The sequence below is a fragment of the Leifsonia sp. NPDC077715 genome (genome assembly GCF_040686855.1).
Taxonomy (GTDB): Bacteria; Actinomycetota; Actinomycetes; order Actinomycetales; family Microbacteriaceae; genus Leifsonia.
Window position 1 is genome coordinate 286279 of the sequence record NZ_JBFBOG010000001.1, and the last position, 23483, is coordinate 309761.

The 23483-nt window shown below is 71.3% G+C and carries 25 protein-coding genes and 1 tRNA gene; 8 read left to right on the top strand and 18 right to left on the bottom strand.

Annotated elements, in window-relative coordinates; all coding sequences use genetic code 11:
- Window positions 1-6 precede the first annotated feature (6 nt).
- Window positions 7-771 (top strand): hypothetical protein, encoded by a 765-nt coding sequence (locus AB0P25_RS01375; protein WP_363804956.1) that lies wholly within the window; start codon window positions 7-9, stop codon window positions 769-771.
- Between the two features lie 89 nt (window positions 772-860).
- Here AB0P25_RS01375 and greA read toward each other — a convergent pair whose 3' ends face one another.
- On the bottom strand, window positions 861-1352 hold the full coding sequence (gene greA, locus AB0P25_RS01380; protein WP_363804958.1) for a transcription elongation factor GreA: 492 nt from the start codon (window positions 1350-1352) through the stop codon (window positions 861-863).
- A 112-nt stretch (window positions 1353-1464) separates the two neighbouring features.
- Complete coding sequence (locus AB0P25_RS01385; protein ID WP_363804959.1) at window positions 1465-1881, bottom strand: DUF4307 domain-containing protein; 417 nt, start codon at window positions 1879-1881, stop codon at window positions 1465-1467.
- Between the two features lie 150 nt (window positions 1882-2031).
- Here AB0P25_RS01385 and AB0P25_RS01390 point away from each other — a divergent pair, with 150 nt between their 5' ends.
- Window positions 2032-2301 (top strand): hypothetical protein, encoded by a 270-nt coding sequence (locus AB0P25_RS01390; RefSeq protein WP_363804961.1) that lies wholly within the window; start codon window positions 2032-2034, stop codon window positions 2299-2301.
- Window positions 2302-2325: 24 nt separating this feature from the next.
- On the opposite strand, the gene ilvA is transcribed toward AB0P25_RS01390, so the two are convergent.
- From ilvA to AB0P25_RS01425, 7 genes are all read right to left on the bottom strand, one after another.
- Window positions 2326-3585: a threonine ammonia-lyase gene (gene ilvA, locus AB0P25_RS01395; RefSeq protein ID WP_363804963.1), complete on the bottom strand. Its 1260-nt coding sequence runs from the start codon at window positions 3583-3585 to the stop codon at window positions 2326-2328.
- A 50-nt stretch (window positions 3586-3635) separates the two neighbouring features.
- Window positions 3636-4901, bottom strand: a complete 1266-nt coding sequence (locus AB0P25_RS01400) for an AI-2E family transporter (RefSeq protein ID WP_363804965.1) — start codon at window positions 4899-4901, stop codon at window positions 3636-3638.
- Window positions 4902-4964: 63 nt separating this feature from the next.
- Window positions 4965-5564: a hypothetical protein gene (locus AB0P25_RS01405; protein ID WP_363804966.1), complete on the bottom strand. Its 600-nt coding sequence runs from the start codon at window positions 5562-5564 to the stop codon at window positions 4965-4967.
- A 23-nt stretch (window positions 5565-5587) separates the two neighbouring features.
- Window positions 5588-6676, bottom strand: coding sequence for an ABC transporter ATP-binding protein (locus tag AB0P25_RS01410; RefSeq protein WP_363804967.1), 1089 nt, complete (start codon window positions 6674-6676; stop codon window positions 5588-5590).
- Between the two features lies 1 nt (window position 6677).
- Window positions 6678-7532 carry an ABC transporter permease subunit gene (locus AB0P25_RS01415; RefSeq protein ID WP_363804968.1) on the bottom strand — a complete coding sequence of 285 codons (855 nt, stop codon included), beginning with the start codon at window positions 7530-7532 and terminating at the stop codon, window positions 6678-6680.
- Entirely contained in the window at window positions 7520-8518 is a 999-nt protein-coding gene (locus tag AB0P25_RS01420; RefSeq protein ID WP_363806220.1) for an ABC transporter permease, read from the bottom strand. Before AB0P25_RS01420 ends, AB0P25_RS01415 begins: the two co-directional genes overlap by 13 nt.
- Complete coding sequence (locus AB0P25_RS01425) at window positions 8497-9633, bottom strand: ABC transporter substrate-binding protein (RefSeq protein WP_363804969.1); 1137 nt, start codon at window positions 9631-9633, stop codon at window positions 8497-8499. Before AB0P25_RS01425 ends, AB0P25_RS01420 begins: the two co-directional genes overlap by 22 nt.
- Before the next feature lie 139 nt (window positions 9634-9772).
- On the opposite strand from AB0P25_RS01425, the gene AB0P25_RS01430 reads away from it, so the two are divergent.
- Together AB0P25_RS01430 and AB0P25_RS01435 are read left to right on the top strand one after the other, a co-directional pair.
- Entirely contained in the window at window positions 9773-11002 is a 1230-nt protein-coding gene (locus AB0P25_RS01430; RefSeq protein WP_363804970.1) for a crosslink repair DNA glycosylase YcaQ family protein, read from the top strand.
- Complete coding sequence (locus AB0P25_RS01435) at window positions 10999-11463, top strand: hypothetical protein (RefSeq protein ID WP_363804972.1); 465 nt, start codon at window positions 10999-11001, stop codon at window positions 11461-11463. Before AB0P25_RS01430 ends, AB0P25_RS01435 begins: the two co-directional genes overlap by 4 nt.
- Window positions 11464-11469: 6 nt before the next feature.
- Here AB0P25_RS01435 and AB0P25_RS01440 read toward each other — a convergent pair whose 3' ends face one another.
- From AB0P25_RS01440 to AB0P25_RS01450, 3 genes are read right to left on the bottom strand one after another with little or no spacing between them, the layout of a single operon-like run.
- Window positions 11470-12204: an ABC transporter permease gene (locus tag AB0P25_RS01440; protein WP_363804973.1), complete on the bottom strand. Its 735-nt coding sequence runs from the start codon at window positions 12202-12204 to the stop codon at window positions 11470-11472.
- The gene (locus AB0P25_RS01445) at window positions 12201-12989 is read right to left on the bottom strand and encodes an ABC transporter ATP-binding protein (protein WP_363804975.1); all 789 of its coding nucleotides are present in this window, start codon (window positions 12987-12989) and stop codon (window positions 12201-12203) included. The genes AB0P25_RS01440 and AB0P25_RS01445 overlap by 4 nt, the downstream gene beginning before the upstream one ends.
- 32 nt (window positions 12990-13021) lie before the next feature.
- Window positions 13022-13648 (bottom strand): TetR family transcriptional regulator, encoded by a 627-nt coding sequence (locus tag AB0P25_RS01450; RefSeq protein ID WP_363804976.1) that lies wholly within the window; start codon window positions 13646-13648, stop codon window positions 13022-13024.
- A 153-nt stretch (window positions 13649-13801) separates the two neighbouring features.
- On the opposite strand from AB0P25_RS01450, the gene AB0P25_RS01455 reads away from it, so the two are divergent.
- Complete coding sequence (locus AB0P25_RS01455) at window positions 13802-14368, top strand: LemA family protein (RefSeq protein ID WP_363804977.1); 567 nt, start codon at window positions 13802-13804, stop codon at window positions 14366-14368.
- A gap of 7 nt (window positions 14369-14375) precedes the next feature.
- Window positions 14376-15260 carry a M48 family metalloprotease gene (locus tag AB0P25_RS01460; protein ID WP_363804979.1) on the top strand — a complete coding sequence of 295 codons (885 nt, stop codon included), beginning with the start codon at window positions 14376-14378 and terminating at the stop codon, window positions 15258-15260.
- Between the two features lie 7 nt (window positions 15261-15267).
- On the opposite strand, the gene AB0P25_RS01465 is transcribed toward AB0P25_RS01460, so the two are convergent.
- Genes AB0P25_RS01465 through AB0P25_RS01480 form a run of 4 tightly spaced genes read right to left on the bottom strand, consistent with a single transcriptional unit; the run spans window position 15268 to window position 19788 of the window.
- Window positions 15268-16581 (bottom strand): D-arabinono-1,4-lactone oxidase, encoded by a 1314-nt coding sequence (locus AB0P25_RS01465; RefSeq protein WP_363804980.1) that lies wholly within the window; start codon window positions 16579-16581, stop codon window positions 15268-15270.
- Window positions 16578-17873, bottom strand: coding sequence for an amino acid deaminase/aldolase (locus tag AB0P25_RS01470; protein WP_363804981.1), 1296 nt, complete (start codon window positions 17871-17873; stop codon window positions 16578-16580). Before AB0P25_RS01470 ends, AB0P25_RS01465 begins: the two co-directional genes overlap by 4 nt.
- The gene (locus tag AB0P25_RS01475) at window positions 17873-19129 is read right to left on the bottom strand and encodes an MFS transporter (RefSeq protein ID WP_363804982.1); all 1257 of its coding nucleotides are present in this window, start codon (window positions 19127-19129) and stop codon (window positions 17873-17875) included. The genes AB0P25_RS01470 and AB0P25_RS01475 overlap by 1 nt, the downstream gene beginning before the upstream one ends.
- Entirely contained in the window at window positions 19126-19788 is a 663-nt protein-coding gene (locus tag AB0P25_RS01480) for a TetR family transcriptional regulator C-terminal domain-containing protein (protein ID WP_363804984.1), read from the bottom strand. The genes AB0P25_RS01475 and AB0P25_RS01480 overlap by 4 nt, the downstream gene beginning before the upstream one ends.
- Before the next feature lie 195 nt (window positions 19789-19983).
- Between AB0P25_RS01480 and AB0P25_RS01485 the strand changes: the two genes are divergently transcribed.
- Window positions 19984-22233: a hypothetical protein gene (locus AB0P25_RS01485; protein WP_363804986.1), complete on the top strand. Its 2250-nt coding sequence runs from the start codon at window positions 19984-19986 to the stop codon at window positions 22231-22233.
- On the opposite strand, the gene AB0P25_RS01490 is transcribed toward AB0P25_RS01485, so the two are convergent.
- A complete protein-coding gene (locus tag AB0P25_RS01490) occupies window positions 22230-22607 on the bottom strand; it encodes a YchJ family metal-binding protein (protein WP_363804987.1) in 378 nt (125 codons plus the stop codon). The two genes, AB0P25_RS01485 and AB0P25_RS01490, sit on opposite strands and share 4 nt — an antisense overlap.
- A gap of 173 nt (window positions 22608-22780) precedes the next feature.
- Window positions 22781-23161 carry a VOC family protein gene (locus AB0P25_RS01495; RefSeq protein WP_363804989.1) on the bottom strand — a complete coding sequence of 127 codons (381 nt, stop codon included), beginning with the start codon at window positions 23159-23161 and terminating at the stop codon, window positions 22781-22783.
- Between the two features lie 210 nt (window positions 23162-23371).
- Here AB0P25_RS01495 and AB0P25_RS01500 point away from each other — a divergent pair.
- A tRNA-Leu gene (locus AB0P25_RS01500) sits at window positions 23372-23445 on the top strand.
- Window positions 23446-23483 lie beyond the last annotated feature (38 nt).

Consider the following 23483-nt stretch of genomic DNA (forward strand, 5'->3'; position numbering starts at 1 on the left):
GGATGTATGTCCGTTCCCCCGCTCAGCGGCCCCGCCGCCCCCCAAAGCCCCGGAACACGGCAAAAAACGATCGCCGAACTGCTCACTCAGTGGGAAGAACTCACCAGGGACGCCATGGCCGCCACCGGCGACACCGAAAACTGGTACCGAAGTCCGATCATCGAAAAGATCCTCTGGGACCCCAAAGACGAATGGGTCAGCCTCGCGCCCTGTTCCACCAGGGGTTCGAAAGACTCCCATCACATAAACGCAAGCGTCCAGCACGAGCCCTTCGGACTCGATCCACACCTGATCATGGACAAACTCATCGCCCACCTGAAGGAGAAGGGCTTCACACTCACCAGGGGTATGGACTGGACCCCTCCCGACGGGGAAACCACCGTCGATGCCCTGCTTGATCGGGCCGACGGCGTCCGATACGGACTCTTCGCCTCCACCGACCTCGTTTCCATCCACGTCTACACCGAATGTTCCACCCACCCCTCCATCGACGACTGGGCGGAGGCGCGTCTTCAGAAGCGGTTCGAGTCCCTGTTCCCGACGCCTCGTGCTACACCTTCCGCCTCTCCGGGTGAGGGCAAGGCCGGCACCGGACACAACACAATGGCTGCCGCCATCGACCCTGCGAACCCGTTCCGTCAGTTCCTGAGGGAGGAATCCGCACCCGCGCCTGAGGATGCCCTCGACCACTCGGATCTGTTCAGTCAATTCCGCGAGGACATGTCCCCGTCTGCGGAAACCAGAGCGGAAGACGACGGGTGGGTGTGGTGACCGTCGGCCGTGACCAGCGCCTGCACGCTTGAACGACGAACGCCCCGGGTCGCAAGACCCGGGGCGTCGCACGTCAAGCGATCAACACCTCACTGCCCGGTGTACGTCTCCACCTTGGTGACCTCGACCGCGATCTGCCGCCCGTTGGGCGCGGTGTACTCCGTCTTGTCGCCGACCTTGAGGCCGAGGATGGCCGAGCCGAGCGGGCTCTGCTCGCTGTAGACCGGGAGGTCGGTGCCGGCCGCGATCTCGCGGTTGCCGATGAGGAAGACGCTCTCGTCGCCCGCGATGGTCGCGGTGATGACGGTGCCGGGCTCGACAACGCCGTGGCTCTCCGGGGCGGCGCCGACGGTGGCGTTGCGGAGCAGGTTGGTGAGCTGGACGATGCGGGCCTCGATCTTGCCCTGCTCCTCCTTCGCGGCGTGGTAGCCGCCGTTCTCCTTGAGGTCGCCCTCCTCGCGGGCCGCCTCGATGCGCTTCGCGATCTCATTGCGGCCGTTGACGCTGAGCTCCTCGAGTTCGGCCGAGAGACGGTCGTACGCGTCCTGGGTCAGAAAGGTGACCTGAGAATCCTGGGACATGATGAACTCCTTCGCGCCTCGCGCGGCGATCGCCGCCGGAAGCAGATGGGCCGGTCCTCCGACCGGTGCTAAAGTCGACGCCCCGGCGATGCCGGGGCGTATCCGCACAATACTAGGTCAGCCAGCAGCTGTCGATCAAACCCGTGTTGGGTGTCATGATCGTCCGGATCGACTCCTTGTACGCGGTGAGGCGGGTGTCCGATCCGGGGTACTGAACGATGCGCCATCCGACGACCGCGAAGTCCTCGTTGAGGGCCTGGATGGCGCAGGTCACCGGCGTCCCGGGAGGGGCGTTGATGGTGAACGAGATGTCCACGTGGTGGTCGTCGGGGATCGTGTAGGCGGTGTCCGTCGCCTCGAGGTCGGCCTGGTCGTTGTCCCACCCGGCCCAGAACACCCACGCCGTCACGACGGCGACGAGGCCGATCAGGCCGCCGATGAGCAGCCAGCGCTCGCGGCGCTTGCGCTGGGGCGTGCGGCCGTAACGGCTGTCGAGCCGTGCGCTGGGGGTCGGAGTCGTCGCCGTCATGCGTGCCGTCCTGTCCGACCTTCCCGCTCGGTGGCCTGCCGCCGGGCGACGGTAGGCTGGAACAAGACTAGGAGACGAAGCTGTGAACACTGCCCCCCGCGTGGCGACCGCGATCCCCCAGACCGACCTCTTCTCCGGGGCGGTCGCCGAGTGATCGCCGACGCCCTGCTGCGCGCCTCCGCGCTCCTCGCCGCGACGCCCACGCCGACCCCGTCCGGCGCCCCGGCCGACGACTCCGTCACGCCGGGCGTGCTCGGGTTCGTGGTCACGTTCCTGATCGCGGTGGTCGTCGTGCTGCTGGTGATCGACATGGTGCGACGCATCCGCCGGGTGCGCTACCGCGCCGAGATCGGCGAGAAGCTGGACGCGGAGCAGGCGGGCGAGGACGGCGCCGGGCGCCCGGAGGACCGCGAGAGCTGACCGCTCGTCACGCCGGGACGGCGGCTACTCGTCGTCCACGACGGGGTCGTACCCAGCGGCGCGGAGCGCGTCGATGACGTGCCGCCGGTGCTCCGTGCCGCGCGTCTCGACGCTCACGTCGAGCTCCACCTGGCTGAGCTGCATCCCGCGGCCGTGCCGGGTGTGCAGCACCTCGACCACATTGGCGTTCACACCCGCCAGGATCTCGGCGATGCGCGCCAGCTGTCCCGGGCGGTCCGGCAGCATGATGGTCAGCTTGAGGTAGCGGTCGGACGCGGCGAGGCCCTGGCTGATCACGCGCTGCATGAGCAGCGGGTCGATGTTGCCTCCGGAGAGGATGGCGACCGTGGTGCCGTCGGATGGGACCGCCCCGGCGAGGATGGCCGCGACGCCCGCGGCGCCCGCCGGCTCCACGACGAGCTTCGCCCGCTCCAGCAGCACGACCATGGCACGGGCGATGTCGTCCTCGGACACGGTGACGACCTGGTCGACCGCCTCGCGGATGATCTCGAAGTTGAGCGCGCCCGGCCGGCTGACCGCGATGCCGTCGGCGATCGTCGCGACCAGCGCGATGTCGGTCGGCTCCCCCGCCGCCAGCGAGGGCGGGTAGGCCGCGGCGTTGGCCGCCTGCACGCCGATGACGCGGACCTCGCGCCCGTCGCGGGCGGCGCGCTGCTTGACCGCGCTGGCGACGCCCGAGATGAGGCCGCCGCCGCCGATCGGAACGACGATCGTGCGCACGTCCGGGACATCGTCCAGGATCTCGAGCCCGAGCGTGCCCTGACCGGCCACGACATCCGGGTGGTCGAACGGCGGGATGAGGACCGCGCCGGTCTCCGCCGCGAAGTCGGCGGCCGCGCGCAGCGTCTCGTCGACGATGCTGCCGCTCAGCACGACGTCCGCGCCGTATGCGCGCGTCGCCTGGAACTTGGGGATGGCCACGCCGACCGGCATGAAGATCGTCGCGTGGATGCCGAGCTCTCGTGCCGCGAACGCGACGCCCTGCGCGTGGTTGCCGGCGGAGGCCGCCACGACTCCACGGGCGCGCTCCTCGGCGCTCAGCTTCGACATCCGGTTGTAGGCGCCGCGGATCTTGTAGGAGCCGGTGCGCTGAAGGTTCTCGCACTTCAGCAGGACCGGCACGCCGAGCAGGTCGGCCAGGTACCGCGAGCTCTCGATCGGAGTGGGCTGGGCCACGCGGGCGACGATGCCGCGCGCGGACTCGAACTCGTCCAGGCTGGGGCCTGCGAACGGGGTGCGCGTGTGATCGGTCGCGGTTGCCACGGGGTCAGCCTAGCCGCGGTCGTATTCCGATGGATGTATGCGGTCGACGCTCACTGCACCGGCGGACGCCGCACGGCCCTCGGCACGGTCTGCCAGATCGGCCGTTCGGGTCCCGTCCACTCCGGATCCGGAGGCGTGCTGCGCCACGCTCCGCTGGAGATGTAGTGCACCATCACGTTGAGCACCGCCACGAACGGCACCGCGAACAGCGCGCCCGGGATGCCCGCGAGCAAGGATCCGGCCGCGACCGCCAGCACCACGGCGAGCGGGTGGACCTTGACGGCGCTGCCCATGATCAGCGGCTGCAGGATGTGCCCCTCGATCTGCTGCACGAGCAGCACGATCCCGAGCATGATCAGCGCGAACACCCAGCCCTTGAAGACGAGCGCGATGAAGACGGCGAGAGCACCGGTGACGACCGCGCCGACGACCGGGATGAACGAACCGAGGAACACGAGCACGGCGATCGGCAGCACCAGCGGAAGGCCGAGGAAGAAGGCGCCGAGGCCGATGCCGAGCGCGTCGATCGAGGCGACGAGCACCTGCACCTTGGCGAAGTTCCGCAGGGTCTGCCAGCCGGCCTTGCCCGCACCGTCGACCGCGGCCCGCGCGCGCTTCGGGAAGACGCGCACGATCCACGACCAGATGCCGGCGCCGTCGATGAGGATGAAGATCGTGCTGAACAGCACGAGCAGCGCTCCCGCGAACACGTGCCCGAGCGTCGAGCCGACGGACAGGGCGCCGGAGAGGAACACCTGGCTGTCCTGCTGGATCGACTTCCCGATCGAGGCCAGGGCACTGCTGATCTGGTCCTCACTCAGTCCGAGCGGCCCGCTGGTGAGCCAGGAGCGCAACCCGTTGTACGCGTCCACCGACTGCTTCTGCAGCTCCCCGCTCTGGCGGGTGATCTGCCAGACGGCGACGTAGAGGAGACCGGCGACGACGACCAGCGTGATGAGGAGCACGACGAGGATGGCGAGCCATTTCGGCCATCCGTGCCGCACCAGCAGGTCTTTGAACGGCACCAGCAGTGCGGACAGCAGCACGGCGATGAGCACCGGGATGACGATGAGCTTCAGCTGGATGATCAGGAAGATGACGACCGCGATGACCGCGCCGACCACCAGCAGCCGCCACGACCACGCGCCGGCGATGCGCATCCCGCGCGGCACGGCCTCGTCGATGGAGGTGGCCGGGTCCACGACCTCGCGTGCGCGACGCGGGAACCAGGACCGGGCGGGCGCGCGATTGCCGGCGGCGGCCTCCTCGCCGGGCGTTGCGACGGGCGGCGGGACGGGGCGGTCGGTGTCGGACATGCCCGCAAGTGTAGGCCGCGGCCACCCGGGATCAATGGAGCCCGGGCGCCGCGGTCACCCCCTTCACAGCTGGATGATCAGGGGTGGATACTCAATGGCCGTGCGGTACCACTGCCACGTGGATCCGCCGCTCTGCTGGATGGAGGCGTAGGTCACCTGGGTCGGCGGCACGTTCTTCAGCCCGACGACGACCGCGACGTTGCCGTTGACGGTGCGCGCGCCGGTCCCGGTCGTGCTGCCCGCGCCGGCGTAGGCGCCGACGTTCAGGTTGACGGCGCCGTTGGCCGTGATCACGAAGGTCACCACGTAGTCGCCGACGGCCGTCGCCCCGTAGTCGCCGGGGGTGAAGTGCACCGACACCCCGGGGCCGCCCGATAGCGTGGGCCGGTAGGTGAACGACGCGTAGGGAGTGCCCGTCGTGTCCGTCTGCATGATGTCGGACGCGATGAGCGTGAGGTTGGTCCGTCCCTTCCCCACGGTGTGGGTGGGGCTGATGGTGTCGATGGGACGGAACCACGGGAAGGTGATGATCTCGTGCACCGAGACACGGTGCGCGAGGTCCGTGAGGGACAGGGTTCTCTCGAACGTTGCGGGATCGATGAGCTCAGCGACTTCTGCGTCCTCCCCCGCACGCTCTCCCAGGTCAGGAGTCTCGCTGGACATGCGCGGACTCTACTCCGCGGTCTCTACCCGGCAACAGACCGTTCTGCGGCGGTCACCGGCGACCCGCTGAGGGCCAGCGCCACCCGCTCCCCCGGCTCCGGCCGCTCGCGCGCGCCGTGCTGCACGGAGAGCTCGCCGCCGTCCTCCAGCCGCACCCGGGTGCGCCGCAGCGCGCCGAGGAAGCTCGTGGTGAGCACGACGCCGGGGATGCCGTCCGGGGCCAGCAGCAGGTCCTCCGGGCGGAGGTAGGCGGTGACCGGGCCGTCGGCGACCGGGGACGCCAGCGGCACCTCCTGGCCGAGCACCTGGAGGCGGCCGCCGGTGACCGTGCCGTCCACGCGGTTCGTCAGCCCGACGAACTCGGCGACGAACGCGGTCGCGGGGCGGTGGTAGAGCTCTTCCGGGGTGCCGATCTGCTCGATCCGGCCGGCCCGCATGACGGCGACCCGGTCGGCGACGGCGAGCGCTTCCTCCTGGTCGTGCGTGACGAAGAACGTGGTGATGCCGAGCTCGGTCTGGATGCGGCGGATCTCGTCCCGCAGCTGGACGCGCACCTTCGCGTCCAGCGCCGACAGCGGCTCGTCGAGCAGCAGGACGCGCGGCTCGGTGACCAGCGCGCGGGCGAGCGCGACGCGCTGCTGCTGGCCGCCGGAGAGCTGGTGCGCGTACCGGCCGGCGTGGTGGTCGAGGCCGACCAGTTCGAGGGCGGCGGCCGCGCGGCGGCGGCGCTCGGCCGGGGCGACCTTGCGCATCCGCAGGCCGAACTCGACATTCTGGCCCGACGTCAGGTGCGGGAACAGCGAGTACGACTGGAACACCATCCCGAGGTCGCGCCGGTTGGTCGGTTCGTCGGTGACGTCGCGACCGTCGATGAGGATGCTGCCGCTGTCGACGCGCTCCAGCCCCGCGAGGGAGCGGAGGGCGGTGGTCTTGCCGCAGCCGCTCGGGCCGAGCAGCGCGATGAGCTCGCCGGGGGCGGCCGCGAGGTCGAAACCGGCCAGGCCGGCGCCGCCGCCGAAGTCGCGGACGAGGTCGCGCAGCTCGACGGTGGAGCCGGTACGGGAAGGGAGCAGAGGGGTGCCCGAGAATTCGGGGGCGTCTGTGGCGGTCATGTCAGCCTTTCGCGGGACGCCGGCGCCGCACGCTCACGAGGCGGTCGACGACGACGAGGAGGAGGAACGCGAACACCAGCGCGAGGAGCGCGAAGATGACCGCGACGAACGGGTCGGACTGCGACACCAGCAGGAGGGAGGTCTGCAGGTTGACGCGGGAGAGCAGCGAGGCGATGGTGAACTCGCCCAGCACGACGGCGACGGACAGCGCGGAGGCGGCGAGGATGCCGCGGCGCAGGTTCGGGACGAGGACGCGCCAGAACACCGTCCACGAGCCGGCGCCGAGGGAGCGGGCGGCCTCGCTGAGGGTGATCATGTCGACCGCTGCGACGTTGCTCTGGATGGCGCGGTACGCGTACGGCAGCACGGTGATGCCGTACGCGAACGCGAGCGTCCAGGCTCCGGAGCCGAAGATCCCGGTGACGACCGCGTACGTCGGCGCGAGACCGACGACCATGACGATGGCCGGGATCATGATCGGGAGCAGGCAGACGGCCTCCAGCAGGCGGCGCAGCTTCGGGAAGCGCAGCTCGACGAGCACGATCGTCGGAAGCAGCACCAGCAGCACGATCGCGACGGTGACGACGGCGAGCACGAGCGAGTTGCCGAGTCCCTGGTAGACGCGGTCGTAGCGGGTGGTCTCGCCGCTGAACACGGCGATCCACCGATCGACGTTGTAGACGCCGGGCTTCGCGGTCCGGAGGGTGAACTCCACCATCGAGAACAGCGGGATGAGGAAGAACAGCCCGAGGACCGTCCAGATGACGGCGCGGACCACGGGACCCGGCCCGAGGCGGAGCTGCGGTGCACGACGGCGGCGCGGGCGCGCGTCCACGGCCCGGCTCATCGCTGCCACCTCGCGGTGCGGCGGACGAGTGCGGAGTACGCGAGCATCACGACGACCATCACCACGAGCATCCCGAGCGCCATCGCGCCGGCGAGGTTCGCGCGGCCGAGCACGGTCTCGCTGATGAGCGCCTGGCGGATCTGCAGGGACACGATGTTGTTCGCCTGGCCGACGAGGGCCGCGGCGGTCGCGTACGACGAGAACGCGTTGGCGAAGAGCAGCAGCAGGCTGCCGAGGAACGACGGCAGCAGGATGGGCCCGCCCACGCGCGTCCAGTACGTCCAGCGGCTGCCGCCGAGGGTCGCGGTCGCCTCCAGCCACTGCAGGCGGAGGCCTTCCAGTGCCGGCATGAAGGTGATGACCATGAGCGGGATCTGGAAGTAGAGGTACGGCAGGATGAGGCCCGGCACCGTGTAGAGCCAGACGCCATTCTCGTAGATGTTGATGTGGGCGACGTTCCGCAGCAGCACGGTGACGAGGCCCTGCGCGCCGATCGTCGCGATGAACGCGAAGGCGAGCATGACGCCGCCGAACTGCGCGAGGACGCTGCTGGCCGAATCCACCAGCGAGCGTGCGGTGCCGCCGGGGCGCGAACGGAGCAGGGCGAAGCAGAGGGCGGCGCCGGCGATCGCGCCGACGATCGCGGTCACGGCCGAGAGCCAGAACGCGCCGAAGAAGGAGCCGGCGATCGCGGGCTCTGCCAGGCCGGTGAGGTTCGCCCAGGTGAACCGCCCCTCCCCGTCGAGGAACCCGCTGCCCACCGCGACGAGCGTGGGGATGGCGAGGAAGATCACGACGTAGAAGGCGAAGGGTGTGAGCCCCAGCACCGCGGCGGCCCCCGACCGGCGCCGCCGCCCGGCCCTCGCGGTGGCGGGCCGGGCCGACGACCGCTGCCGCCGGGTCCCCGTGGCGGGGACTCCGGCGGCAGCGGGGTCGACCGCAGGCGCCGCGGCGCCTGTGACGGTCTCGGTCATCAGCCGACCGCGTTCGCCCAGGTGGAGTTGAGCAACGTGCCCGCGTCGGTCGCCTGCTTGTCCGTCATCACGGCGACCTTGTCGAGCTTGCCCGGGAACTCGGCCGTGTCGAGCGTCCCCGCCTTCTCCATGGCGTCGACGCGCGCCGGGTAGGCGCCGCCCTTCAGCCATGCGTTCTGGGCGGCGTCGCTGTACAGGTACTCCTCCCAGAGGCGCGCGGCCGCGGGGTGCGGAGCGTCCTTGTTGATGGCCTGGTTGTAGTAGCCGACGTACGCGGTGCCCGGGAGGACGACGTACTTCCAGTTCACGCCGCCGCCCTTGATGGTGTCGGAGGTGGCGTAGCCCTTCTGGTTGAACGACCAGTCGAGCAGCACCGGGGTCTCACCGGAGGCGATGGTGTTCGGCTTGCCGTCGGCGGCGTTCCAGTTGCCCGCCTTCTTCAGCTTGGAGAACCACTCGACGCCCTTGCTCAGGTCATCCAGCGTGCCACCGTTCTGCAGGGTGGCGTACGCGACGGCGCCCGCGGCGGCGGCCGCCTGCGTCGGGTTGCCGTTGAGTGCGACGGCGCCCTTGAACTCCGGCTTCAGGAGGTCGTCGAACGACTTCGGCGCGGACTTGATCTTGTTGGCGTCGTAGCCGACCGCCATGACGCCGTAGTACCCGACCTTCCAGAGGCCGTCCTTCTCCTTCTGGCCTTCGGGGATGTCGTCCCAGCCGGTCGGCTTGTACGCGGCGAAGTACTGGGTGTTGGCCAGCGCGACCGACGAGCCGATGTCGAAGGTGTCCGGAGCGGTGTCCTGGCCCTTGAGCTTCTTGGCCGCGTCGATCTCCTCCTGGCTGGAGGCGCTGTCCTGGCTCGGGTTGATGGTGATGCCGTACTTCTTAGTGAAGCCGTCGAAGATCTCCTGGTAGTTCGCCCAGTCGCCCGGTGTCGCGATGATGTTGAGGCTGCCCTCCTTCTTCGCGGCGGCGACCAGCGCGTCCATTCCGCCGGCCGACGCGGCGTCGGTGGCGGTGCTGATCTTCGCGGTGTCGGCGGTGCTGGCGTTCGCTCCGCCCGAGCAGGCGGCGAGCGAGAGTGCGACGACGGTCGCCGCGGCGGCGAGGCCGGCGGCGCGTGCGCGCTTGTTGATCACGGGTTCCTCCAGTGCAGGGTGTCGACCGGGCGGTGCGCCCGGACGTCGTCACGCTAGGGAGGGCAGGAGACCGGCCGGGTGCGCGGCGGTGACGGGTCGGTGAACGTCGGGTGTCCGGGGTTGTCGGTAGGGTCGAGCCGTGGTCGAACAGGTCTCCCCCGCGCTGGCCCGGCGCATCGCGCTCGCCGCTCAGGGCTTCGGGCGGCCGCGCTCGGGCTCCGTCGGGACGCGCCAGCTGAACGGCGTCATCGACCGGCTCGGGCTGCTGCAGATCGACTCGGTCAACGTCTTCGAGCGCAGCCACTACCTCCCCGCCTTCGCGCGGCTCGGGCCCTATGACCGCACGCTGCTCGACCGGCTGACCTTCGACGCACGCGGCCCGCACACCGAGTACTGGCCGCACGAGGCCGCCTTCCTGCGCAAGGAGGACTGGCCGCTATTCCGCTGGCGGATGCGGGAGTACCGCGAGCGCTACGGAGGCCCGGGCAGCTGGTTCGAGGTCAACGACAGCACCGTGGAGTGGCTGCGCGGCGAGCTCGCCGAGCGCGGGCCGCTCGTCGCGGGCGAGATCGAGCACGACGCGAACCACCGCACCGGCCCCTGGTGGGGCTGGTCGGAGGTGAAGCGGGCGCTGGAGCGGATGTTCCTGTTCGGCGAGGTCGCCGTGGCCGGGCGCACCCGGTTCCAGCGACGCTACGCGCTCGCGGAGGACGTGCTCCCCGAGTCGGTGCTGTCGCGCACGATCGACGACGCTGACGCGATCCGTGAACTGCTTCGGCGCGCGGCGGTCGCGTACGGCATCGGCACCGCCCGCGACTTCGCCGACTACTACCGCATCAAGGGTCCGCGGGTCGGTCTCGCGCTGCAGGAGCTCGAGGACTCCGGCGAGCTCATCCCAGTGCGGGTGCCCGGGTGGGAGAGCGCCGGCCGTCCCCTCAAGGCGTGGCTGCACCGGGACGCCCGCAGGCCGCGGTCGATGGAGGCGATGGCTCTGCTGTCGCCCTTCGACCCGGTGGTGTGGTTCCGCGACCGCGCTCTCCGGATGTTCGGCTTCCACTACCGGATCGAGATCTACACGCCGGCCCCGCAGCGGGTCTACGGCTACTACTCGCTGCCGATCCTCGTCGACGACGCGCTCGTCGGACGCATCGACCTCAAGAGCGACCGGCAGGCGCGCGTGCTGCGCATCCAGTCGGCCTGGACCGAGCCCGACGAGCCGCCGGTGCCGCTCGAACGCCTGCTCCCGCTGCTCGCCGAGACCGCCGCCTGGCAGGGTCTCGAGCGGGTGGAGGTCGCGGACGGCGCCCGCGGCGACCTCGCGCCCCTCCTCGCGGACGCGCTGCGCCCGGGGGTAGGGTTCGGGGCATGACGTCACCGCTGGACTATCTGGATCAGGACGGGGCCGACGAGGCCGACTACGAGCAGCCGATGCGCGAGCTGTACGCCTACCACGACGGCGACACCTGGCTCGACGGCATCGTGACCGGCGTCCGGCCGCACGGCGCGACGGACGGCGGCACGCTCGTGCAGTTCGACGAACGCCTCTGGGTGCCCGCCCGCGAGGTGCGTCAGTCGGACCACTACGTCGCGGTGCTGCTGAACCCCGACTCCGAGGTCTACGCCGAGGTCATCCAGTCGCTGGTCGACGGGCAGCCCAAGGAGATCATCCGCGACGTCTCCGTGGTCGGCGACGGCGACAACGTGGGCACCGAGTGGCGGGTCCTCGACGAGCCGCCCACCGGCACGCGGGTGCGCTACCGGTACACGGGAACGGCCGAGCTCCCCGAGCCGGACGACGCCGAGGGCGACGAGGACGAGGCGACGGCGTAGGCCCCGCTACGCCGTCCGCCGCTGCAGCGTCAGCGCGCCGAGGATCACGGCGGCGAGCGCGAACGCGCCGATGATGAGCAGCTGGCCGCCGACGTAGGCGGCGTCGTGGGAGTCCGTCGCGACCGCGTTGAGCGCGTCCACGGCGTGGGACAGCGGCAGCCAGTCGCTGATCTCCTTGAGGCCCGCGGGGAGCTGGTCGCGCGGGAGGAAGATCCCGCCGAGGAGGATCTGCGGGAAGACCAGCAGCGGCATGAACTGCACCACCTGGAACTCGGTGCGGGCGAACGCGCTCGCGAAGAGGCCCAGCGTGCTGCCGAGCACCGCATCCACCACCGCGACCGCGACGAGCAGCCACGGGTCGCCCTTCACGTCCAGCCCGCACACCCACAGCGCGTACGCGGAAGCCAGCAGCGCCTGCACGATCGCCAGCAAGCCGAACGCGAGGGTGTAGCCGAGGATGAAGTCGCCGCGTCCGAGCGGCATCGACAGCAGGCGCTCCAGCGTGCCGGTGCGCCGCTCCCGCAGCGTCGTGATCGACGTGACAAGGAACATCACGATGAACGGGAACAGCGCGAGGATGGCCGGCCCGATCGTCTGGAAGACCGGGGTGTCGGTGAAGATCCACGCGACCAGTCCGATGAGCAGGCTCGGCACGACGAGGAGCAGCACGACCGTCCGCGGGTCGTGGCGGATCTGGGTGAGGACGCGGCCGGTGGTGGCGAGCGTGCGGGTCGGGTTCATCGCGCCTCCTCGACGTCCGCCTCGGCGCCACCCTCTCCCGGGAGCGCGTGGCGGGCATGCCGGCGGCGCAGCAGCGCGAGGAACGCGCCCTCCGCGTCGGCTGCCCCGGTCTCGGCGAGCAGTTCGTCCGGTGTCGCGTCGGCGAGCACGGCCCCCTCACGCATCAGGATGAGGCGGTCGCAGCGGCTGGCCTCATCCATGACGTGGCTGGAGATGAGGAGGCTGGTGCCGGAGTCGGCGAGCCGGTGGAAGAGGTCCCAGAGTTCGACGCGCAGCAGCGGGTCGAGGCCGACGGTCGGCTCGTCGAGCACCAGGAGGTCGGGCGATCCGAGCAGGGCGGCGGCGAGGGAGACCCGGCTGCGCTGGCCGCCGGAGAGGGACGAGACGAGACGTCCCGAGTGGTCGGAGAGGTCGGTCGCCTCGATCGCGCGCTCGACGTCGGCGCGGCCCGCGCCGAGGACGCGGCGGAAGTAGTCCAGGTTCTGCCGGATGGTGAGGTCGTCGTACACGCTCGCCGCCTGCGTGACGTACCCGACGCGGTGCCGCAGCGTCGCGGACCCGGACGGCTGGCCGAGCACGGAGACCGTGCCCGATTTCACCTTCTGCACGCCGACGATGGCGCGCATCAGCGTCGTCTTGCCGCATCCGCTCGGGCCGAGCAGGCCGACCACCTGGCCGCGCGGGATGTGGAGGTCGATGCCGTGCAGCACGTCCGTCCGGCCGCGGCGCACCCGCAGGGACTCGATCGCGACGGCGGGCTCCGCCGCATCCGGCGAATTCATCATGTGCTGAATTATTCGCCTGCGCGGAGGCCGCGTCAAGAGCCGGAGGCCGCCGTCTCTCCGAGCAGATGCGACTGCACGACAGGTCCCACCCGGCGCACCAGCTCCTCCGCCGGAGTGCTCGCGATCGGCTCGATCCGCAGTCCGTAGCGGACCATCATCAGCCCCACCAGCTGGGAGGCGGCGAGCTCGGCGCGCAGCTCCGCGTCGGGCGCGTCGTTCAGCGCGGCGAGCTTGGACAGCACCTCGCGGGTCAGGAACTCGCGCACCATCCGGGTGCCCGGTCCGCCGCCGAGAACCGTTCGCAGGATGACGACCATACGGCGCGCGGCCTTCTCGTCGTCCAGCCGCTCCAGCAGGTAGCGCACCAGCGCCTCCCCCACCCGGTCGCGCGGGCCGGACAGCACGACCTCCAGCACCCGGTCCGGCCGCAACGGCGCCTCGAGGGTCGCGGCGAACAGGTCGGGCTTGCCGTCGAAGTAGTGGTGAACGAGGGCGGAGTCCACGCCCGCGCGCCGGGCGACCGCGCGCAGCGACGCCGCCTCGTACCCCCGCTCGGCGAACTCGTCGCCCGCCGCCTTGAGGATCGCCGACCGCGTCGACGCCTCTCCGCGCTCCTTGCGCGGGCGGCCGGGACGGCGTCGTTCGGCGAGTTCGCTCACCCCGCCATTGTGCACCCGTGCGCCCGCTGTCCGTCTCTGAGGCGGATGCTTCGAGTGTGATGGGAACGCGGTGGGCGCGGGCTCCCCCGAAGCTAGGATGTGAACCGCGCATCCACTCGACCCGGCGCCTGGCACACAAGGAGTTGTACGCACATGGAATGGCTCATTCCGGTCATCATCGTCGTCGTGATCGTGGCGATCATCGGGATCTACCTGTGGGCCACCTACAACTCGCTGGTGACGCTGAAGGTGCGCGTCGACGAGGCGTGGAGCGACATCACCGTGCAGCTGAAGCGGCGCGCCGACCTCATCCCGAACCTCATCGAGACGGTGAAGGGCTACGCCGCGCACGAACGCGGGGTGTTCGAGTCCGTCACCAAGGCGCGCGCCGAGACGCTGTCAGCGCAGACGCCGGGTGAGGCGTCCGTGGCCGAGAACCACATGCAGACCGCGCTGAAGAGCATCTTCGCGGTTGCTGAGGCCTACCCGCAGCTGCAGGCGAGCCAGAACTTCCTGCGCCTGCAGGCCGACCTGGTCGACACCGAGGACAAGATCCAGGCGTCGCGCCGGTTCTACAACGGCGGCGTCCGCGAGTTCAACACGAAGATCAAGGTGTTCCCGAACAATCTCTTCGCCCGCCGGCTGGGCTTCACCGAGCGCGAGTTCTTCGAGGTCGACAACCTCGCCGCGATCGCCGAGCCCCCGCGCGTCCAGTTCTAGGGCCTAGATGTATCGGGCTATCGCCAGGAACAAGCGCAACACCGTCTTCATCATCCTGCTGTTCCTGATCCTCATCGGCGCGCTCGGATGGCTGGCGGCGTACATCTACCAGAGCTACACGATCCTCGTCGTCGTGCTCGTCGGCGCGATCCTCTACGCGCTGTTCCAGTACTTCCTAGCGAGCAGCCAGGCGCTGAGCATGTCGGGGGCCATCCCCATCCAGAAGGCCGACAACCCGCGGCTGTGGAACATCGTCGAGAACCTGTCGATCACCACGGGCACGCCGATGCCGGCGGTCTACATCGTCAACGACCCGGCGCCGAACGCGTTCGCGACCGGCCGTGACCCGCAGCACGCGTCCGTCGCAGCGACCACCGGACTGCTCGACATCATGACGGATGCGGAGCTCGAGGGCGTGATGGCGCACGAGCTCGGGCACGTGCGCAACTACGACATCCGGCTCGGGATGATCGTCTTCGGCCTGACCGTCGCGATCGGCTTCATCGCCGACATCTTCCTGCGGATGGCGTTCTTCGGCGGCAACCGGAACAACAACAACGGCGGCGGCAACCCGGTCGTCCTGGTGTTCGGTCTGGTCGCCGCGATCGTCGCGCCCCTGGTGGCGACTCTCGTCCAGCTCGCCGTCTCGCGGCAGCGCGAGTACCTGGCGGACGCGACGGGCGCCATGACGACGCGGCACCCGGACGCTCTGGCCAGCGCCCTGCTGAAGCTGGAGGCCTACGGGCGGCCGATGCGGAAGCAGAACACGTCGATGGCGCACCTGTGGATCAACGACCCGCTCAAGCCGGGCCTCATGGCGCGGCTGTTCTCCACGCACCCCCCGATCCCCCAGCGCGTCGAGCGCCTGGAGGAGATGGGCGGCAGCTTCTAGCCGACGGCTAGGCGCCGAGGACGCGGCGGAGGTACGCGTTCTCGAAGCGGCGCTCCGGGTCGAGGCGGTCGCGCACGGCGACGAAGTCGTCGAAGCGCGGATACAGCGACCGGAAGTCGTCCGCATCCCGGGTATGGAGCTTGCCCCAGTGCGGGCGACCCTCATGCGCGACCAGGATCTCCTCGACGGCGTGGAAGTACTCCCGGTGGTTCTCGCGGAAGTACCGGTGCACGGCGATGTAACCGCTCTCGCGGCGGTACGCCGTCGACAGCCAGTTGTCGTCGGCGGCCGCGCTGCGCACCTCGATGGGGAAGGAGATGCGCCAGCCGCGCCGCTCGATGAGCGCCTTGACCTCGGCGAGCGCTCCCGGCACCGCTTCTCGCGGCAGCGCGTACTCCATCTCGCGGAACCGCACGCCGCGGTTGGTGACGTACACGCTCGGCGCGTGGTCGGTGAAGTCGCGGTTGCCGGTCATCCGCTGGGCGAGGCGGCTGAACGGCGGGATGATCGCGGGCGCCACCGTCCCCACTGCGCAGACACCGCGGTAGACGCCGTTGGCCAGCAGCTCGTCGTCCACCCAGCGCCCCATCCGGGACAGGGGCGCGCGCTCGGCGGTCAGCGGCAGCCGGGTGTTGGTCTTGGTGAGCGCCGTCTCGGTGTGCGGGAACCAGTAGAACTCGAAGTGGTCCTCCTCCGCCGACCGTGACAGGTACGAGTCCAGGGTCTCCTGCAGCGGCTCCGGGCGCTCGACCGCCTGCAGCAGGTAGGCGGGCACGCACTGGAGCGTCACGTCGACGATCACGCCGAGCGCGCCGAGGCCGAGCCGGGCGGCGGGGAGCAGGTCGGCGTTCTGCGTCTCGTCGATGCGCAGCAGCTCGCCCTCGCCGGTCACGAGGGTCACGCCGACGACCTGCGTGGCGAGGCCGCCGAAGGAGCCGCCGGTGCCGTGCGTGCCGGTGGACGTGGCGCCGGCGATGGTCTGCCGGTCGATGTCGCCCATGTTCTCGAGCGCCAGGCCGTGCGGGCCGAGCAGCCGCGGCAGCTGGTGGAGGTGCGTGCCGGCCGCGAGGGTGACGCGCCCGCGTTCGAGGTCCACATCCACGATGCCGGTGAGGTCTTCGAGGTCGAGCTGCACACCGGGCGCGACGGCGATGCCGGTGAAGCTGTGCCCGGCGCCGACCGGCTTGATGCGCATCCCCTTACGGGCGGCGGCCTGCACCGCGCGCTGCACGGCCTCGGGTGTCGCCGGGCGCTCGACGCGCTGCGGCCGCACCGCCTCGGTCCGCGCCCAGTTGCGCCACAGCCCGCCCGCCGCGGTCACAGGAACACCTGCCCGTCACCACGGTAGGTCGGCGCCTCGCCGACGACCCGGGCGCGTCCGTCCACGACGTCCACCAGGTGGAAGCCGTCGACGTGCTCGCTGAGCTCACCGGACTTGGTATGCCGCAGCCAGACCCGGTCGCCGATCCGCAGCACGCCGGCGGCGGCCCCGGTGAGCGGGCTCTGCACCTCCCCCGCCATCTCGCGGGCGACCATGGAGAGACCGGTCGGCCACTCCACCTTCGGGAGGCGGTCGGGGCCGGGCGGCCCCGACGCGATCCACCCGCCGCCGAGCAGCACGGCCGTCTCAGCGTTGGGGCGGCGCACCACGGAGAGCGCGAAGGAGGCGGCCGGTGCGGGCCGGAACGACCGGTACGTGTCGAACAGGTGGCCGCCGAACAGGCCGCTGCCGGCCGCGACCTCGGTGACCGACGGGTCGGAGGCCGTGAACTCCAGCGAGCCCGTCCCGCCGCCGTTGACGAACTCCAGGTCGGCGACGCCCCGGACGGCCGCGACGGCCTCTCCGCGCCGGGACAGCAGCTCCTCGCGGGAGTTCTTCTGCATCCAGCGCAGCGTGGCGCCCCAGGCGGGCTTGCCGGGCGGGTTGTCGCCCTGGCCGGCGATCTGCGCCTCGTATCCCATCATGCCGACCAGGGCGAAGCCCGGCCGCCGGGCGATCGTCTCGGCGAGCTCCCGCGCCGCGGACACGGAGTGCACGGGCGACCGGAACACGCCGACGTGGCCGAGAACCGGGGCGAGCCACGAGGAGTCGAGCTCCAGGCAGAGCCGCAGCGTCTCGCGCTCGGCGGGCGGGACCACCGCGTCGATGAAGTCCAGGTGTGCGACGGAGTCGACCATCAGCGTCACCCGCGCAGCGAGCTCCGGCGAGGCGGCGAGGCGGCGGATCGCCGCGCGGTCCGCCGTCGGATACCCGACCACGACGTCCTCGATCGGCGGATGCTCCGCGTCGCCCTCGGCCAGCCACAGCGCCTCGGGCAGCGTGTAGGCGAGCACGCCCGCGTACCCGGGCAGTGCGAGCACCGCATCCAGCACCGACCGCACCCGCACCGACTTCGACGCGACCCGGATCGGCTTGGCCGGCTGACCGGTGGCTCCCCGCGCCGCCCGCCGCAGCATGTCATGCGCGTTGTGCCGCAGCGCCGGCAGGTGCAGCACGCCGAGCGGCGGGTCGAGCCGGGCCGTCGCCGCCGAGAGCGACGGCCAGAACGCCTCCGGGGTGGTCCATGTCCGCTCCGCGGCGACGGGAGGCGTGGAGAGATCGAGGTCGGGCACTAGCGCACCGCTTTCACTCGGGCGACCGCGAGCGCACCCGCGAACGCGAACAGGGCGGAGAGGACGAACAGCCCGGCGAAGCCGCCGAGCGCCGCGACGATCATGGCGCCGAACAGCGGGGCGACCGCCTGCGGCACGGCGAGGGCGATGTTCATGATCCCCAGGTCCTTCCCTCGGGTCTCCGGGTCGGGAAGGACTTGCGTGGCCAGGGCCTGGTCCACGCTGAGGAAGCAGCCGTAGCCGAGTCCGAGCAGCGCCGCCGCGACGAAGGCGACCGAGAGGTCCGGCACGAAGGCGAGCAGCAGCGCGGCGACGCCCTGCACCGCCGACGACGCCCAGACGAACGCCTTGCGGCGACCGAGGCGGTCGGACAGCCGGCCGAGCACGAGCGACGCGACGATCACGAAGACCATGTAGATGAGGATGAGGACGAGCAGGTCGTCGTCCGCGTGCGGATCGCGCAGGCCGAACTCGAGGAAGTACAGCAGCAGCGACGTCCCGAACGCGTTGCCGAAGTTGACCAGCACGCGGCTGAGCAGCGTCCAGCCGAAGTCGGGATGCGCGCGCGGGCTGATCCACAGACCCTCGATCACCCCGCGCACGGTCATCGGCTCGCGAAGCTCGCGCGGAAGCACCGCGTCCGGCAGGAAGAGGAACGGAAGCACGAGCAGCATCAGGAGCACGGCCATCGCCGCGTACCCGACGACCGCGCCGACGAACACGTACGTGACGAGCGCGACGCCGAGGATGATGCCGATCGCCTGCGGAGCGCTGATCCAGCCGCTGACGTAGCCGCGCTGGTCGACCGGCACCTGGTCGCTGATCGTCGCTGTGAGCGCGGCGGTCAGGATGCAGAAGCCGGTGAGCGCGAGCGACCAGAACACGCCCATCCCGACGATCGAGGTCTGCAGGCCCAGGAGCACGAGGGACGCCGCGAAGACCAGCGCACCCGCCGCGATCCACGGGCGGCGGCGGCCGAAGCGGCTCGTGGTGCGGTCGGACAGCGCGCCTGTCAGCGGGTAGGCGATGATCGCACAGACCCCCGAGATGCCCGAGATCACGCCGAAGGCGAGGACGTTCTCCACCCAGTCGGTCGTGTGCAGTTGCGCCTGGACCTGATCGGGCAGCAGCTTCTGAATGGGCGCGAGCTGGGCCATCCAGACCCCGAGCCAGGCGACGGCGAAGGCGGCGATCCAGCGGCCGGGGACCTTGCGGACCGGTTCGGCGAAGACGGCCGGGGTCGTGGTGTGCGTCATCGGGATCCTGCCTTCCGGGCGAGGGCGGTGGCGGTGGCGGTGGTTGTGGATGCGGGTACGGCGAGGGCGGCGAGCGCGTCGGCGGAGACGTCCATGGTCGCGGCCGCTGCCGAGTCGTCGCGGGTGACCAGCCAGCCGACGGTGAGGCCGTCGGTGAACGCGATCAGGATGCGGGCGACCTCGTCGAGCGGCCGTGTCCACGTGCTGCCGGTCAGGCGAGCGGCCTCGGCGACGGCGTGCGCGGCGAGCTCGTGGTAGCGGGCGTACTGGCGGCGGGCGAGCGGTTCGAAGCCGGGCTCGCGGAGCGCCCACTGCGTCAGCTCGAGCATGGCCTTCTCGCGGTCGGGGTCGGCGCGGACGCCGTCGAAGTAGTGCTGCAGGCCGGAGCGGAGCACGTCGCGCATGGCCGCGCCCTCCGCATCCGCAACCGCCGCGAGCACCGGGTCGAGGTCGCGCTGCTCGCCGGCGACCGCGGTCTCGATGAGCTCGGCCATCAGCTCGTCGCGCGAGGCGAAGACGTAGTGGAAGCTGGCCAGCGGCATCCCGGCCTCCGCCACGATCCGCCGGGTCGTCGCCGCCGCGACCCCGTCACGCGCGACCACACGGAGCGCGGCCTGCACCAGCGCCGTGCGCCGGTCTGCCACCGGGATGCGCGTCATCCGGTCTCCTCGGGGGTCCGCCGCGCTCCGTCGCGCGGGGAGGAAAAGTGGGACAGTTGACCCAGATCACAGTATGCCGTAAATGGCGGCGATTCGTTTGACAGCGACGGCCGCTACCCCCTGGAATGGGGTGGAATGCGGGGATTTCTGAGCGACGTGTCACCACCAGTCCGGCCACGGGGGTCGATCGGACTGGTGTCCATCGCGTGCGTCGCCGCCCTCGTCGCCCTGCTGTTCAGCGCCATCGGCCTGATCGGCGACGCCCCGCCCGCGTCCGCCGCGACCGCCTCAGCCGCAGCATCCCGCACCGCAGCACCGAGCACCGCACCATCCAGCACCGCAGCATCCCGCAGCGCCACCACAGCCTCCAGCTCACCGCAGCCGTCGTTCGCACCGTCGCCGTCCGCCCCGGCCGACACACCACCGCCGTCGAGCACCCCGTCTCCTCCGCCGACTCCCGAGCCGGTCACCCTCGACCCGCTGCCGAGCGGCGTTGTCACCGTCTTCCCGCTCACCGTCTCGGGCACCGCCACGCCCGGTGACGCCGTCGCGGTCTCTGCCGGGTCGACGCCCGGCAGCGCCGAGAGCTGCCGGGCGAGCGTCCGCGACGACGGGCGCTGGTCGTGCGGTCTCGCCTCGCTTCCGGACGGCCCGAGCGTGGCCGTCCGTGCCGAAGCCCAGACCGGGAGCGCCGCGAGCGACCGAGTCATGGTGCTGCATCCCCCGGTCATCGCCGGCGGCGGTACGGTGCCCACCACGGGCGCGGTCCGCGGCACGGCCTACCCGGGCGCGCAAGTGACCGTCCGCGCCGACACCGGCGCGACCTGCTCCTTTCCGGCCGACTCCAGCGGAGCCTGGGGATGCGTCCTCGGCGGCGACCTCGGCGACGGTCACCACACGGTGACGGCCACGCAGGTCGCCGACTTCTCTTCGCAGCGCTCGGCGTCCAGCCCGCGCGTGGTGCTGAACGTCGACCGGACGGCGCCGCCCCCGCCTGCCATCACCGCCCCGGCGGGTCCCATCGCTCCGGGCGCCCCGATCGCGTTCACCGGCAGCGGCGAGTCCGGCGCGCACGTCACCCTGTACGCCTCCACCGGCCAGGGCACCGTCGTGCTCTGCACCGCGGATGTCACCGCAAGCACCTGGGCCTGCCAGGGCGCACTGCCCGCCGGCTCCTTCGCGGTCTCGGCCCTGCAGCGGGACGCGGCCGGCAACGTCAGCGGGGGCAGCAACACGGTCGAGCTGACCGTCGCGGGACCCGCCCCGGCCCCGTCGCCGTCGCGCACCCCGTCCCCGACGCCCACGCCGACTCCGGCGGCGCCCGCTCCGGTGGCCCCGGGCGCGGCACCCCCGACCTCGTCGGGACCCTCCGACCTGGGGCAGTACGACGCGCCGTTCACGACAGCGTCGGCGCCGGTCGTCTCGGCCGCCGCATTGCCGGGATGGATGCGTTCCGCCGGCCTCGCCATCGCGGCACTGCTCCTCCTGGTGCTCCCGGCCCGGCTGCTCGCGGCCGCGCTGGCACGGGGCCGTCGCGATCGCGGCCGGCGCGGGACGCGGGGCTCGGTCTTCGGCCGCAACCGTCCGCGCGCGGACGTGTCGGATGCGTCGGCCCTGTTCGGCGGCGGAAGCGCCCGGAGGGCCGGGCGCGACGCATCCGCCGCCGTGGCGACCGGCGCCGCCGCTTCCGCCACGACCTCCCCCGGCATCTCGGGATGGGCGACCGCGGCGGTCGGCGCGGCCACCGTGCTGCTGATGTCGCTGTCGGCGCCGGTGTCGGCGGCGGGCGCCTACCCCGGCGTGCTGCTGGCCATCGTGCTCGCGGTCGCGGCCATCAATGCCGTGTGGGTGCTCGCCGGGCGCGGTCTGGCGACGCACCTGAACCTCCCGGCACCGCGCCTGGTCCTGCGGCCCGGCATGGTCGTCGTCGTGGCGGTCGCCGCGCTCGGCTCGCGCCTGCTCGGCCTCTCCCCCGCGCTGCTGTTCGCGCTCGTCCTCGGCCTCGCGTTCGGACCGCACGCGGGACGGGTGCGTCGCGGCCGGGTCTCCGCCGTGCAGGTGTCGGCGGTCGCCGCTTTGGGCGTCCTTGCCTGGCTCGCGGTCGGCATCCTGCCTCCGGCGGACACCCCCTTCACCGCGTTCCTCGCCGAATTCGTCAACGTGCTGGCTCTCGCCGCGATCGGCTCCGCAGCCGTGGCGCTGCTGCCGGTCGGTGGTCTCGCCGGTCGGGCGATCGCGCAGTGGTCGCGCTGGCTGTGGGGCGGCCTGAGCCTGGTGGTCTACACGGTGCTGTTCGCGCTGCTGCTGCCGGTCGCGTCCCTCGTCGAGCACGGCGTCGGCGTCATCGTGATCGTCGGCGTGGCGGTGGGTTTCGCCGCGGCGAGCGTCGCGTTCTGGCTGTGGGAGCGGTACGTCGTGCCCGCGCTGGACCGCACCACGCCCTAACCCCCGGTAACGCCGTCCACGTAGAACCAGTCGCCGCCGTCGCGCACGAAGCGGGACACCTCGTGCAGGCTGCCGCGCTCGGAGCCCTTGTAGTAGGCGGTGAACGCGACCACGCCATCCATGTCGAAGGGTCCGCCGCGCTCGGTGCCCTCGATGTCCAGCCGGTACCAGCGGAGGCCCGGGTCGAGTTCGAGGGTCGCCGGGCGCGTGGAGGGATGCCAGCTGCGCAGCAAATAGTCGGCGTCCCCCAGCGCGAAGGCGCTGAAACGCGACCGCATCAGCCGTTCGGCGGTCGGCGCCGACGCGCCGGCGTGGATCGGGCCGCAGCAGACGTCGTAGGTCTCGCCGCTGAGGCAGGGGCACCGGGTGGTCACCCTCTGAGCCTAACCGCCGGCACGAAGAGGCCCGGCCGGCGGCCGCGTCGGGGGGATCTCGGTCGCCGGCCGGGCCGGGGACACCTCACCAGAAAGGGTGTCGCGACCAGTGTGCGGCACCAGTTCGGGAAACATCTCGGGATGGGCTGAGGGCTTTCGCAGAACCCGCTTGTCTACTGTTGCGCGGCTTGCTCCCCGGCCTTCTCGCCGGCCTCGACGACGCAGAACCGGTTGCCGTCGGGGTCGGCGAGCACGACATAGTCGGCGCCCTCCTCGTACTCCCACTCGACCTCGGACGCGCCGAGCCCCCGCAACCGCTCGACCTCCGCGGCCTGGTCGGAGGCGTACAGGTCGAGGTGGTGCCGCGGGCTCGGGTTCGCCTCGCTCCCCACCAGTTTCAGCGCCAGCTGCACGCCCCTCCCCTCAGCGGGTTCGAGCAGCGCCCAGTCCACGTCCGGCTCGTACCGCGGCCGGTAGCCGAGGGCCGCGGTCCAGAAGGCGACGGCGCGGGGAAGGTCGCGGACACCCCACACGATGGATCCGATCCTGATCATGCCCCCACCCTCGGCCTGTCCGCTCTCCGTGGCAACCGTCGCGACGGTGTAGCGTTGAGCCCATGGAAGGTCTGCTCATCGGATTCATCTGGCTCGTCGTCATCGTCGGCGGCGGCATCGCCCTCGCGGCCGTCATCCAGATGATCAAGGCGCCCTACCGCAACCGCTAGACGCCCGTCCCCCGCCGCCTGCCGGCGCGCCGCGGGCCCGGCCCCCATAGCCCAATCGGTAGAGGCAGGCGACTTAAACTCGCCCGAGTGTGGGTTCGAGTCCCACTGGGGGTACTGCGGTTCCGCCACGTCATAAGCCCTGCGACGAGAAT

Excerpts from the sequence above, each read along its gene's own strand:
- AB0P25_RS01460 (WP_363804979.1), top strand. The coding sequence starts at position 14,376 with ATGTATCGGGCTATCGCCAGGAACAAGCGCAACACCGTCTTCATCATC.
- AB0P25_RS01405 (WP_363804966.1), bottom strand. The coding sequence starts at position 5,564 with ATGTCCAGCGAGACTCCTGACCTGGGAGAGCGTGCGGGGGAGGACGCA.
- AB0P25_RS01400 (WP_363804965.1), bottom strand. The coding sequence starts at position 4,901 with ATGTCCGACACCGACCGCCCCGTCCCGCCGCCCGTCGCAACGCCCGGC.
- AB0P25_RS01480 (WP_363804984.1), bottom strand. The coding sequence starts at position 19,788 with ATGACGCGCATCCCGGTGGCAGACCGGCGCACGGCGCTGGTGCAGGCC.
- AB0P25_RS01495 (WP_363804989.1), bottom strand. The coding sequence starts at position 23,161 with ATGATCAGGATCGGATCCATCGTGTGGGGTGTCCGCGACCTTCCCCGC.
- AB0P25_RS01475 (WP_363804982.1), bottom strand. The coding sequence starts at position 19,129 with ATGACGCACACCACGACCCCGGCCGTCTTCGCCGAACCGGTCCGCAAG.
- AB0P25_RS01385 (WP_363804959.1), bottom strand. The coding sequence starts at position 1,881 with ATGACGGCGACGACTCCGACCCCCAGCGCACGGCTCGACAGCCGTTAC.
- AB0P25_RS01375 (WP_363804956.1), top strand. The coding sequence starts at position 7 with ATGTCCGTTCCCCCGCTCAGCGGCCCCGCCGCCCCCCAAAGCCCCGGA.
- greA (WP_363804958.1), bottom strand. The coding sequence starts at position 1,352 with ATGTCCCAGGATTCTCAGGTCACCTTTCTGACCCAGGACGCGTACGAC.
- AB0P25_RS01455 (WP_363804977.1), top strand. The coding sequence starts at position 13,802 with ATGGAATGGCTCATTCCGGTCATCATCGTCGTCGTGATCGTGGCGATC.
- AB0P25_RS01440 (WP_363804973.1), bottom strand. The coding sequence starts at position 12,204 with ATGAACCCGACCCGCACGCTCGCCACCACCGGCCGCGTCCTCACCCAG.
- AB0P25_RS01410 (WP_363804967.1), bottom strand. The coding sequence starts at position 6,676 with ATGACCGCCACAGACGCCCCCGAATTCTCGGGCACCCCTCTGCTCCCT.
- AB0P25_RS01435 (WP_363804972.1), top strand. The coding sequence starts at position 10,999 with ATGACGTCACCGCTGGACTATCTGGATCAGGACGGGGCCGACGAGGCC.
- AB0P25_RS01445 (WP_363804975.1), bottom strand. The coding sequence starts at position 12,989 with ATGATGAATTCGCCGGATGCGGCGGAGCCCGCCGTCGCGATCGAGTCC.